At 61.0% G+C, this 12,182-nt stretch carries 12 protein-coding genes and 1 pseudogene; 9 read left to right on the top strand and 4 right to left on the bottom strand.

What is annotated here, in order from left to right:
• Window positions 1-3 precede the first annotated feature (3 nt).
• The 5 genes and pseudogenes from ACYG9V_RS16205 to ACYG9V_RS16225 all read left to right on the top strand — a co-directional run bounded on the left by ACYG9V_RS16205 (window position 4) and on the right by ACYG9V_RS16225 (window position 3,778).
• Entirely contained in the window at window positions 4-426 is a 423-nt protein-coding gene (locus ACYG9V_RS16205; RefSeq protein WP_023689472.1) for a VOC family protein, read from the top strand.
• Between the two features lie 8 nt (window positions 427-434).
• Window positions 435-1,216: pseudogene (locus tag ACYG9V_RS16210) on the top strand (AAA family ATPase).
• A complete protein-coding gene (locus tag ACYG9V_RS16215) occupies window positions 1,213-1,734 on the top strand; it encodes a CoA-binding protein (RefSeq protein ID WP_352764217.1) in 522 nt (173 codons plus the stop codon). Before ACYG9V_RS16210 ends, ACYG9V_RS16215 begins: the two are co-directional and overlap by 4 nt.
• 167 nt (window positions 1,735-1,901) lie before the next feature.
• Window positions 1,902-3,182 (top strand): O-acetylhomoserine aminocarboxypropyltransferase, encoded by a 1,281-nt coding sequence (locus ACYG9V_RS16220; RefSeq protein ID WP_023693295.1) that lies wholly within the window; start codon window positions 1,902-1,904, stop codon window positions 3,180-3,182.
• Between the two features lie 263 nt (window positions 3,183-3,445).
• On the top strand, window positions 3,446-3,778 hold the full coding sequence (locus tag ACYG9V_RS16225) for a cupin domain-containing protein (RefSeq protein ID WP_373420123.1): 333 nt from the start codon (window positions 3,446-3,448) through the stop codon (window positions 3,776-3,778).
• A 20-nt stretch (window positions 3,779-3,798) separates the two neighbouring features.
• Here ACYG9V_RS16225 and ACYG9V_RS16230 read toward each other — a convergent pair whose 3' ends face one another.
• The 4 genes from ACYG9V_RS16230 to ACYG9V_RS16245 form a co-directional block, all read right to left on the bottom strand.
• Entirely contained in the window at window positions 3,799-4,326 is a 528-nt protein-coding gene (locus ACYG9V_RS16230) for a type 2 periplasmic-binding domain-containing protein (protein ID WP_280790547.1), read from the bottom strand.
• Window positions 4,211-4,513: a transporter substrate-binding domain-containing protein gene (locus ACYG9V_RS16235; protein WP_348625504.1), complete on the bottom strand. Its 303-nt coding sequence runs from the start codon at window positions 4,511-4,513 to the stop codon at window positions 4,211-4,213. The genes ACYG9V_RS16230 and ACYG9V_RS16235 overlap by 116 nt, the downstream gene beginning before the upstream one ends.
• Window positions 4,514-4,531: 18 nt before the next feature.
• The gene (locus tag ACYG9V_RS16240) at window positions 4,532-5,779 is read right to left on the bottom strand and encodes a cytochrome P450 (RefSeq protein WP_023693297.1); all 1,248 of its coding nucleotides are present in this window, start codon (window positions 5,777-5,779) and stop codon (window positions 4,532-4,534) included.
• Window positions 5,780-5,886: 107 nt separating this feature from the next.
• Window positions 5,887-6,477, bottom strand: coding sequence for a hypothetical protein (locus ACYG9V_RS16245; protein ID WP_023689466.1), 591 nt, complete (start codon window positions 6,475-6,477; stop codon window positions 5,887-5,889).
• A gap of 310 nt (window positions 6,478-6,787) precedes the next feature.
• Between ACYG9V_RS16245 and clpP the strand changes: the two genes are divergently transcribed.
• From clpP to ACYG9V_RS16265, 4 genes are all read left to right on the top strand, one after another.
• Window positions 6,788-7,417 (top strand): ATP-dependent Clp endopeptidase proteolytic subunit ClpP, encoded by a 630-nt coding sequence (clpP, locus tag ACYG9V_RS16250; protein ID WP_023682306.1) that lies wholly within the window; start codon window positions 6,788-6,790, stop codon window positions 7,415-7,417.
• 295 nt (window positions 7,418-7,712) lie between these two features.
• Window positions 7,713-8,987, top strand: a complete 1,275-nt coding sequence (clpX, locus tag ACYG9V_RS16255; protein WP_023682305.1) for an ATP-dependent Clp protease ATP-binding subunit ClpX — start codon at window positions 7,713-7,715, stop codon at window positions 8,985-8,987.
• Between the two features lie 273 nt (window positions 8,988-9,260).
• The gene (gene lon, locus ACYG9V_RS16260; RefSeq protein ID WP_023682304.1) at window positions 9,261-11,672 is read left to right on the top strand and encodes an endopeptidase La; all 2,412 of its coding nucleotides are present in this window, start codon (window positions 9,261-9,263) and stop codon (window positions 11,670-11,672) included.
• Window positions 11,673-11,868: 196 nt separating this feature from the next.
• Window positions 11,869-12,141: an HU family DNA-binding protein gene (locus ACYG9V_RS16265; protein WP_023669423.1), complete on the top strand. Its 273-nt coding sequence runs from the start codon at window positions 11,869-11,871 to the stop codon at window positions 12,139-12,141.
• The last annotated feature ends 41 nt before the right edge of the window (window positions 12,142-12,182 follow it).

Genomic DNA, 12,182 nt, shown 5'->3' on the forward strand with positions numbered 1-12,182 from the left:
TCCATGGAACCGCGCATCTCCATCATCACCATCGCCACCGACGATCTCGAGCGCGCGGTGCGCTTTTACGAAGGCATGGGCTTGAAGCGCCACGCCGGCATCACCGATGGCGTCGCCTTCTTCCAGATGGGCGGCGCCATTCTCGGCCTGTTCCCGAGGCCAAGCGCCGAGGAGGATTCAGGCATTGCCTTCGCCGCAGCACCGTCGGCGGTCTACCTCGCCTACAACACCCGCTCCGATGCCGAAGTCGACGACGTGCTGGCGGCCGCCGAGAAGGCCGGCGGCAGGATCGTCAAGCCGGCAGGCCGCGCCTTCTGGGGCGGCTGGTATGGATATTTCGCCGATGCCGACGGCCATGTCTGGGAAGTCGCACACAATCCGGCCTTCCCGATCGCGGATGACGGCACCATCTCGCTGCCGGACTGAGCGTCCGCATGGGCTATCGCAAGCAACTGACCCGGCTTAAGGCGCCTTATCTCAAACGCATCCTGATTGACCCCGAGCGCGTGGAAGATTGGGAAAAATATCCATGGAACCTGCCGCTGTTTCGCGGCCGTGAATTCGAGCTCGAATTCACCACGCCGATCACCATCATTGTCGGTGAAAACGGCACCGGCAAATCGACACTGCTGGAAGCCATCGGCGCGCTGGCCGGTTACGACGAGGCCGGCGGCGGCAAGGGCTATCGTCCGGTCGATCATTCCATCGCCATCGACAAGAGCGGTGCGGCACTGGCGAATACATTCCGCGGCCACTGGCTGCCAAAAGTCACCGCCGGCTGGTTCTTTCGTGCCGAATCTTTTTACTCGGTCGCGCGCTATCTCGACCAGGCGGCACTCGAAGACCCGTTCGGACCGCCGCCACCGGACTTTCTATCGTGGTCGCATGGCGAAGGGTTCATTCGCTTTTTCGAGGAGCGCTGCCGCCGGCAAGGCATCTACATCCTCGACGAGCCCGAAAGCGCGCTGTCGCCGTCGCGGCAGATCGAATTGTTGAAGATGCTGCGGCGCATGGACCAGTCAGGCACGGCGCAAGTGATCTGGCGACGCATTCGCCGCTGCTGATGGCTTGTCCCGGCGCGCGGCTCTTCCGAATCAGCCGTTTCGGCCTCGATCCGACCGATTTCACCGATACCGATCATTTTCGCATGATGCGCGACTTCTGCACGGACCCGCAGTCCTTTATGGAGGAAGCACTGAGGGAGACCGACGAGTGAATCACGATAGCTACGACAATGCCTATATCGGCGGCATCCTCAATTCTGTGAAGACGATCGCCATGGTCGGCGCGTCGGCCAACGATGTCAGGCCGAGCTTTTTCGTGCTGAAATATCTGCTGGCCAAGGGCTTTTCGGTGTTTCCGATCAATCCTGGGCAGGCCGGCAAGGAAATCCTCGGCCGCATGACCTATGCCAGCCTTGCCGAACTGCCGGAGCCGGTCGACATGGTCGACATCTTTCGCGCCTCTGCATCGGTGCCCGGCATTGTCGATGAGGTGCTGAAGCTCGACCCCTTGCCGAAGGTGATCTGGATGCAGCTTGGCGTGCGCGACGACGAGGCGGCCGCGCGCGCCGAGGCGGCCGGTATCAAGGTGGTGATGAACCGCTGCCCGAAGATCGAATATGGCAAGCTGTCGGGCGAGATCGGCTGGACCGGCGTCAACTCCGGTGTGCTTTCGTCGAAGAAGCCGCTGATGCGGTCGGGATTCCAGAGTTTCGGTGTGCGCCAGAAGTAAGGCAGTGAATGGTGAATGGTGAATAGAAGGATTTTCCTGGAAGCCGGGTAAAGCCGCATATGAGCGGCTTGCAATCAAGGTGGGACTGGCCGACTTTGCGACCACCATTTATCGCTCACCATTCATCATTTCACCATTCACACGTTTACCGCTCAGGGAGGTTTTCGATGACCCGCACGCCCGGTTTCAACACGCTCGCCGTCCATGCCGGCGCCAAGCCCGACCCGGCAACGGGCGCACGCGCCACGCCGATCTACCAGACGACCTCCTTTGTGTTCGACGATGCCGACCATGCCGCCTCGCTGTTCGGGCTGAAGGCCTTCGGCAACATCTACACCCGCATCATGAACCCGACCCAGGCGGTGCTGGAAGAGCGGATCGCGGCGCTCGAAGGCGGCACGGCTGCACTTGCCGTTGCTTCCGGCCATGCCGCACAGGTGATCGTGTTCCACAATCTCATGCGGCCTGGCGATAATTTCGTCGCCGCCACAAGGCTTTACGGTGGTTCGATCAATCAGTTCGGCCATGCCTTCAAGAATTTCGGCTGGGAGGTGCGTTGGGCCGACACCAACGACGTCTCCACCTTCGAAAGCCAGATAGACGACAAGACCAAGGCGATCTTCATCGAGAGCCTGGCCAATCCCGGCGGCACCTTCGTCGACATAGAGAAAATCGGCGACATCGCCCGCAAGCACGGCTTGCCGCTCATCGTCGACAACACGCTGGCCTCGCCCTATCTGGTGCGGCCGATCGAGCATGGCGCCGACATCGTCGTCCATTCGCTGACCAAGTTCATCGGCGGCCACGGCAATTCGATCGGCGGCGCCATCGTCGATGGCGGCACGTTCGACTGGTCGAAATCCGGCAAATATCCGATGCTGTCGGAGCCGCGCCCCGAATATGGCGGCCTTGTCCTGCACGAAACCTTCGGCAATTTCGCTTTCGCCATCGCCGCGCGCGTGCTTGGCCTGCGTGACATCGGCCCGGCGATTTCGCCGTTCAATGCCTTCCTGATCCTGACCGGGCTGGAGACCTTGCCACTCAGGATGCAGCGCCATTGCGACAATGCGATCACCGTAGCCGGCTGGCTGTCCAACCACCCCAAGGTCGCCTGGGTCAACTATCCCGGCCTGCCCAGCGACAAGAACAACGCGCTGCAGAAGAAATACTCGCCGCAAGGCGCCGGTGCTGTCTTCACCTTCGGCCTGAAGGGCGGCTACGACGCAGGCATCAAGTTCGTCGAGGCGCTCGAACTGTTCTCGCACCTCGCCAATGTCGGCGATACCAAGTCGCTGGTCATCCATCCGGCCTCGACCACGCATCGCCAGCTTTCCGACGAGCAGAAGGTCAAGGCGGGTGCCGGACCGGACACGGTCCGGCTTTCCGTCGGCATCGAGGATGTCAACGACATCGTCGCCGATCTGGAACAGGCTTTGACCAAGGTTTGATTTTTTGAGTGAGTAGTGAGTAGTGAGTAGTGAGTAGTGAGTAGTGAGTAGTGAGTAGTGAGTAGTGAGTAGTGAGTAGTGAGTAGTGAGTAGTGAGTAGTAGTCGGTATTCACTAGTTAGCAGTGATTAGTGATCAGCCACCCGCTCGAGGGAGCGCTTTCCGCTCACTACTCACTAGTCACTAGTCACTACTCACTGCACTACTCACTGCACTACTCACTACTCACTAATCTGTTGGAGGCAAACCCTGTCCGCGCATTACTTGGCAATATCGACCGACAGCGTCGACGCCGAACATGGCGCCCCGGCGCCGGATCGTCTGATTGCGGGCGATCCGAAGTTCCGCACCTGGAATGTCGAGGAGCGCGATGGCCGCCTCTATGCCGGCATCTGGGAAGCGACGCCGGGCAAATGGCGCATCGAATATGACGAATGGGAGTTCTGCCACATCCTGTCCGGCGTCTCGGTGGTTGCCGAGGATGGCGGCGAGGCGCGCACGGTCCGGGCCGGCGACAGCTTCGTGCTCAGGCCAGGCTTCAGGGGCAGCTGGGAAGTGCTTGAAACGACCCGCAAGGAGTATGTGGTCAAGCTCTGATCTCGCGGCGCGCTTGGACTTCACAAAAGCCGATCGATGTCAGTGTCGGAAAAGCCGTATCCGCTCATCATCTCCCTGTGCCAGGGACTGCCAAGCAAATCACTGAGGCATAAGTCGACGCGCTGGAGCAGGGTGGCACTGCCTTTGGCGAGAGCGAAAGCGCCGGGCGCTGGCTGTTTTTCGACTGCCGGGACGTCGACGACGTCGAGAGGCGCGTCGGGTCGCCGGCTCAGATAGCCGCGATGCGCGAGCGCTACACTCGCATAGGCATGCACCACGCCGGCCGCGACGGCGTTAGCTGCTTCGGCCTGGGTGGCAAATATCCTTAGCCGTTCGGGCTGAATAGCGTTTTGCAGGGCCGTCCGGTGCTGGATCTGGCCCGATATGACGCCGATCAGCGCCGTCCGATCATTGGCGACGGACCGATAGCCATCAAAGGCGCGGGGATTGTCTTTCGCGACCAGCAATCCATCCGCCAGCATCCAGATCGGCCTTGTGAAGTCGACCAGCTTCCGGCGGTCTTCGGAAATGAACAGGCCGGTGGTCATGTCCCACCCCTTCGGCAAGCCCAGGCAGCAGCTCGGCAAACTCGGTCTCGATGGGCAAAAGTTCCAGCCCGAGCGTCAGGCAGACCCTCTTGGCCAGTTGGGCATCGCTGCCGCCCAGACGTCCCGATCCGTCGATAAAGCAGAAGGGTGGTTCCTGTAGAAAGGCGAATCTCATTTTCTCGGGCATGCGTCGGCTCCGCCGTCCTCACAAGCTCACAGTGAGCTTTTCCAGCCCATGGAAATGATAGGTGTCGCGGAAGCGCGGCTGCTCCGCAAGATGGAGTTGCGGCTGCCGCTCGAACAGGGTTTTCAGCGACACCTGCAACTCCAGCCGCGCCAGCGGCGCACCGATGCAGAAATGGATACCGGCGCCGAACGAGACATTCTTCTGGTCTAGTCGGCCGGGCCGGAAGGCGCCAGGTTCGGCAAAGGCAAGCGGATCATGATTGGCCATGCCGAGCAGCAGGCCGACCGTCTCGCCCGGTTGTACGACAACCCCCGATGTCACCTCGACCTCCTGATAGGCGTAGCGGGTGAACATGTGCAGCGGCGCGTCGAAGCGCAGGCACTCCTCGACCGTTGCAGCGGTTGCTTCCGGCGAGGTGAAGAAACGGCCGGGGTCGCCGCCTTGCGCCAGCAACGTGCGCACGGCGTTGCCGGTTTGATGGACGGTCGCCTCGTGGCCTGCATTGAGCAACAGGATGGCAGACGAGACCAACTCGTCTTCCGACAGCTTCTGGCCATCCTCTTGTGCCGCGATCAGCAGCGATAGCAGGTCGTCGCCAGGCTTCTTCCGCCGCTCGGTGACATAGCCGCGCAAAAAGTCGGAAAAATCGTGCGCGGCGCGATTGGCCGCTTCCTCGGTCTCGCGCGTCCGGCCATGCATGTACATGGCCACCATCCGGTGCGACCAGTCGAGCAGTTGCGGCCCCATTTCGACCGGCACACCGAGCATTTCGGCAATGATGGTGATCGGCAAAGGTGCGGCGAAGCTGGGCAATAGATCGACCTGGCGCGGTTCGAAACGGTCGATCAGCTCATTGGCCAGCGCCTCCACGCGCGGCCGCAGCCGCTCGACCTGGCGCGAGACGAAGGCGCGGTTGACCAGGGTTCTGAGCCTGGTGTGCACCGGCGGCTCCAGCTCCAGCATCGAATTGCTCTCGATGCCGTCGAAAGCGGCCAAATGCGAGCGATCCTCGCCGATGCCGCGGCTGTCGGGAATGCCGGCCGGGTTCTGGCGACCGAAGCGGCGGTCGCGCAACAGCCGGTTGACGTCGTCGAAGCCGCCAAAGCACCAAAAGCCGAATTCCTCCCAGAAGAAGGCATTCGATGCGCCATGCAGGACGGCATAGGCGTCGTAGGGGTTCTGGAAAAACGCCGGTTCGTGCGGATCGAGCCGCAGGCGGCGCGTGGCTGGATCAAAGGCGAGGTAGGGCGGCATGGATGTGGTCATGCCAGACCATTACCGCGGCTTGCCGGCTTGGTGCCAGACCGGATGTTGGCACCCGACGGCCCTATGGATTGAGCCAACCGAGGCGGACCTCGGCGAAGTACCGAAGTCTAATCCTCGCAATGCCTGGCAATATGCACGCGGCGCCAGCTGGTCGAGCCTTCCTGCACCACCACCCGGCGCGCCATCCTCTGGTATGACGGCGCTATCTGGGTGACGTGCCGCCGCTCGGGCCGCACCAGCACTTCATGGGCGACGCTCTCATATTCGGCCGGCAGCACAACCCGGCGGGTGCGCTCCGGTTCAACCACCACTGTTTCGGCCACACGCGCGTAGCGGGCCTTGCGCCACACCTTGCACAGCACCTTGCGGCCGTGGATGACGCGCCATTCCCAGGCATAGCCGCCATCGTCGACCTGGACCGTGCGGTAAACGGTGCGGGTTCTCGCCGGTACGATGTCATAGGTGACTCGGGGCGGCGCGATCTGCTCGACGCGCTCCATGGTGCCATAGATCGGCGGATCATAGTCGACCAACTGCCCGCCGGGACTGACCATGACGTCTTCATAGACGGTGTCATAGAGCGCCGGCCTGTGCACCGGCTCATAGCATTCGGCGGCCCGGCCGCCGGCAACCGCATCGGACACCATGCCGAGACCGGCAAGGCCGGAGATGGCGAGGCAAGCAGTTTTCCTGATCATGGCACTCCCCCTGTTTGAACCCGAAACGTGAGGTTCAATGTTGAATTGTAGGGGAAGGTTCTCCGGGGGAAAGCGGTTTCGCCGCATTTCGTTAAGCGACGCGGTTAAGGAATTGCTACACCGCAAAAACGCCGCTGGCCGCGTTCGGACTTTCCCTTGCGCGGAAACCTTGATTCGACTTAACCAGATGGCTAGGAGGAGGCGGCCTTGCGCTAGGGTGAGCCGGCATCCTATTTACATTCTAACCATCAAGAACCGATTCTGCCCGATGTTCCGGCGCCGGAATCCCCATCTCCAAAAAGGGTAGTCCATGAAGAACCCCGTCGAAACCTACATGAACCTCGTTCCGATGGTGGTCGAGCAGACCAATCGCGGCGAGCGGGCCTACGACATTTTCTCGCGCCTGCTGAAAGAGCGCATCATTTTCATCACCGGCCCGGTCGAAGACGGTATGGCGACGCTGGTTTGTGCACAGCTTTTGTTCCTCGAGGCCGAGAACCCGAAGAAAGAGATCAATCTCTACATCAACTCGCCGGGCGGCGTGGTGACCTCGGGCATGGCGATCTACGACACCATGCAGTTCATCAAGCCGGCAGTGTCGACGCTGTGCATCGGCCAGGCGGCGTCGATGGGCTCGCTGCTTCTGACCGCCGGCCACAAGGACATGCGTTTTGCCACGCCGAACGCCCGTATCATGGTTCACCAGCCTTCCGGCGGTTTCCAGGGCCAGGCCTCCGACATCGAGCGGCACGCGCAGGACATCATCAAGCTGAAGCGCCGCCTCAACGAGGTCTACGTCAAACACACCGGCAAGAGCTACGAAGACATTGAAAAGACGCTTGACCGCGACCATTTCATGACAGCCGACGAAGCCAAGGATTTCGGCCTCATCGACAAGGTCATTTCGTCGCGCGAGCCGGTCGAAGGCGCTGCGGCATAATCGCTGCATGGCAGTTGGGTGGCGGGATAACGCGCTTTTGCTGGGATTTGCGGCATTTCGGCCACAATTGGCTGTTCCCTCGGTGGATGGGATTGCCTACGTTAAGGCTATGTTGATTTTCGACGGCTTAGCTTTGTGCAGGGTTGGCGCGAATCATTGCGACGTTTTCTGATTTGTGTTTCGTACGGAATGCGTTGCGGGAGCCGGGACACTGGCGGCGGCGAATTCCCGCGATAGATAGAATATGCGCCCTTTCAGCCAGACCATCGGCGGGCGGCCATGAAAGGACAGGAAAATGAGCAAAGTCGGCAACAACAGCGGTGATTCGAAGAACACGCTTTATTGCTCGTTTTGCGGCAAAAGCCAGCACGAGGTGCGCAAGCTGATCGCCGGCCCAACGGTGTTCATCTGCGACGAGTGCGTCGAGCTATGCATGGACATCATCCGCGAGGAGAACAAGACCTCGATGGTGAAGTCGCGCGAGGGCGTGCCGACCCCGCAGGAGATCCTGAAGGTTCTTGACGACTATGTCATCGGCCAGCCCTACGCCAAGCGCGTGCTGTCGGTGGCGGTCCACAACCACTACAAGCGCCTCGCGCATGCCGGCAAGAACAACGACGTCGAATTGGCGAAGTCCAACATCCTGCTGATCGGCCCGACCGGCTGCGGCAAGACGCTGCTTGCCCAGACGCTGGCCCGCATCATCGACGTGCCCTTCACCATGGCCGACGCGACGACGCTGACCGAAGCCGGTTACGTCGGCGAGGACGTCGAAAACATCATCCTGAAGCTGCTGCAGTCGGCCGACTACAATGTCGAGCGCGCCCAGCGCGGCATCGTCTACATCGATGAAATCGACAAGATCTCGCGCAAGTCCGACAACCCATCGATCACCCGCGACGTGTCGGGCGAGGGCGTGCAGCAGGCGCTTCTGAAGATCATGGAAGGCACCGTTGCCTCCGTGCCGCCGCAGGGCGGCCGCAAGCATCCGCAGCAGGAGTTCCTGCAGGTCGACACCGCCAACATCCTGTTCATCTGCGGCGGCGCCTTCGCCGGGCTGGACAAGATCATCTCGGATCGCGGCAGGAAGACTTCCATCGGCTTCGGCGCCATCGTCGCTTCGCCCGAGGATCGCCGCACCGGTGACGTGTTCCGCCTGGTCGAGCCCGAGGATCTCTTGAAGTTCGGCCTCATCCCCGAGTTTGTCGGCCGTCTGCCGGTCCTGGCGACGCTGGAAGACCTCGACGAGCCGGCTCTGATCCAGATCCTGACCGAGCCGAAAAACGCGCTGGTCAAGCAGTATCAGCGGCTGTTCGAGATGGAAAGTGTCGACCTGACCTTCCATGAGAATGCGCTGTCGGCGATCGCCAAGCGCGCCATCGAGCGCAAGACCGGCGCCCGTGGCCTCCGCTCGATCATGGAAGCGATCCTGCTCGACACCATGTTCGAACTGCCCGCCCTGGAAGGCGTGCGCGAAGTGGTGATTTCGGAAGAAGTGGTGACCGGCAGCGCCCGGCCGCTCTACATCTATTCCGAGCAGAAGGAAAAGAAGGGCAACGTCAGCGCCTGATCTGGCATCTGGCCTAACCTTTTTATGGAACGGCGCCCGCGGGGCGCCGTTTTGCTGTGGTGAGGTACCGATCCTTGTGACGGAGTGGATGAACGAACGTGTCGACCCTTGATCTTTGCCCCTCGTGCATCCAACTAACATCGGAAGGCCGTGGTGCCGAATTCTGTGCTGTAAAACTCCCGTCACAAACGGTGGTAGGCGGAACGATCCTCGGTCGTTAATATAAGATTCGCGGTTGGCTCGATTAGCGGCCGCGACATGAAAGGTTGGACAATGGCCAAAATATCCAAGGCTCCCAGCGACGGCGTCTTCGCAGTCCTCCCACTGCGCGACATCGTGGTGTTCCCGCACATGATCGTTCCGCTCTTTGTCGGGCGTGAAAAATCGATCAAGGCGCTGGAAGAGGTTATGGGTCAGGAAAAGCAGATCCTGCTTGCCACCCAGATGAATGCCGCCGATGACGATCCCGAGCCCGATGCGATCTTCGACATCGGCACGCTCGCCAATGTGCTGCAATTGCTGAAGCTGCCCGACGGCACCGTCAAGGTGCTGGTCGAAGGCGCGTCGCGTGCCAAGATCGTCTCGTTCACCGACCGTCCGGACTTCCACGAAGCTACCGCCACGGCGCTGGTCGAGCCGGAGGAGGAAGAGGTCGAGGTCGAGGCGCTCGCCCGTTCGGTCGTCACCGACTTCGAAAACTACGTCAAGCTGAACAAGAAGATCTCGCCTGAAGTGGTGGGCGCCGCCAGCCAGATCGACGACTATTCCAAGCTCGCCGATACGGTTGCTTCGCACCTCGCCATCAAGATCCCCGAGAAGCAGGAGATGCTGGCCACGCTGTCCGTCAAGGAACGGCTGGAAAAGGCGATGGGCTTCATGGAAGCCGAAATCTCCGTCCTGCAGGTGGAGAAGCGCATCCGCTCGCGCGTCAAGCGCCAGATGGAGAAGACGCAGCGCGAATATTACCTCAACGAGCAGATGAAGGCGATCCAGAAGGAGCTCGGCGAAGGCGAGGACGGCCGCGACGAGGCCGCCGAGATCGAGGCGCGCATCAAGAAGACCAAGCTCTCCAAGGAGGCCCGCGAAAAGGCGGAAGCCGAGTTGAAGAAGCTGCGGACGATGTCGCCGATGTCGGCGGAATCGACCGTCGTGCGCAACTACCTCGACTGGATCCTGTCGATCCCGTGGGGCAAGAACTCCAAGGTCAAGCAGGACCTGGCGTTTGCGCAGAACGTGCTCGACACCGATCATTTCGGCCTCGACAAGGTCAAGGACCGCATCGTCGAGTATCTCGCCGTGCAAAGCCGCCAGAAGAAGCTGAAGGGGCCGATCCTGTGCCTCGTCGGCCCTCCCGGCGTCGGCAAGACCTCGCTCGGCAAGTCGATCGCCAAGGCGACCGGCCGCGAGTTCATCCGCATGGCGCTTGGCGGCGTGCGTGACGAGGCCGAGATCCGTGGCCACCGCCGCACCTATATCGGCTCGATGCCCGGCAAGGTCATCCAGTCGATGAAGAAGGCCAAGAAGTCCAACCCGCTCTTCCTGCTCGACGAGATCGACAAGATGGGCCAGGACTTCCGTGGCGATCCGTCATCGGCTTTGCTCGAGGTGCTCGATCCCGAGCAGAACTCGACGTTCATGGACCATTACCTCGAGGTCGAATACGACCTATCGAGCGTGATGTTCGTGACGACGGCGAACACACTGAACATCCCTGCGCCCCTGATGGACCGCATGGAGATCATCCGTATCGCCGGCTACACCGAGGACGAGAAGATCGAGATCGCCAAGCGTCACCTGATGCCCAAGGTGATCCGCGATCATGCCCTGCAGCCGAAGGAATTCTCCGTCGGCGAGGACGCGATCCGCGGCATCATCCAGACCTACACCCGTGAAGCGGGCGTCAGAAGCCTGGAGCGCGAGCTGATGAAGCTCGGGCGCAAGGCGGTGACCGAGATCCTGAAGACGAAGAAGAAGACGGTGAGCATCACGGCGGCGAACCTCGCCGATTACCTCGGTGTTCCGCGCTTCCGCTTCGGCCAGGTCGAGGCTGACGATCAGGTCGGTGTCGTCACCGGTCTTGCCTGGACGGAAGTCGGCGGCGAGCTGCTGACGGTCGAAGGCGTCATGATGCCCGGCAAGGGCCGCATGACGGTGACCGGCAATCTGCGCGACGTGATGAAGGAATCGATCTCGGCGGCGGCCTCTTATGTCCGCTCGCGGGCCATCGATTTCGGCATCGAGCCGCCGCTGTTCGACAAGCGTGACATCCACGTCCACTTGCCCGAAGGCGCCACGCCGAAGGACGGTCCGTCTGCAGGTGCTGCCATGGCGACAGCCATCGTGTCTGTCATGACTGGTATTCCGGTCCGGGCCGATGTGGCGATGACTGGCGAGATAACGCTTCGCGGCCGCATCTTGCCGATCGGCGGCCTCAAGGAGAAGCTGCTCGCCGCATTGCGCGGCGGCATCAAGAAGGTGCTGATCCCGGAAGACAACGCCAAGGATCTGGCGGAGATACCGGACAATGTGAAGAACGGTATGGAGATCATTCCGGTCTCACGTGTCGGCGAGGTTCTAAGGCACGCGTTGGTGCGCATGCCGGAGCCGATCGAGTGGGTCGAGCCGGTCAATCCGCCGGCTTCCACCGATACCGTTGACGATGCTGGAAAGTCGCTTGCACATTAGAAACTACTAAAGTTGCAGTGCACAAAGAGAGAGCCGGGCCTTGAGCCCGGCTTTTTCATGTGAAAAACCCACCTTTTCCGGGCTTTTTTCAACTTATTTCCGGCTTTTTGACTTGGGTTTGCGAGCGCTTCTTTCTAAAGTCCCTCTCCTGCCGGATGAGTCGAAAGTTCCGGTTTTCTCATGGAAGGGAATTTTTATGAACAAGAACGAACTGGTTTCCGCTGTCGCTGAATCCGCGAGCATTTCGAAGGGTGACGCACAGTCGGCGGTTGAGGCGGTGTTCTCCGTCATCACTGGCGAACTGAAGAAGGGCGGCGATGTACGGCTCGTCGGCTTCGGAAATTTCACCGTCTCCAAGCGTGCGGCATCGACTGGCCGCAACCCGCAGACTGGCGCGGAAGTGAAGATTCCGGCGCGTACCGTGCCGAAGTTCTCGGCCGGCAAAGGCCTCAAGGACGCGGTCAACTAAAAATTTTTTCAGAGAATGTTGGAAAGCCGGGTTCGCCCGGC

The sequence above is a fragment of the Mesorhizobium sp. W016 genome, from assembly GCF_054719485.1.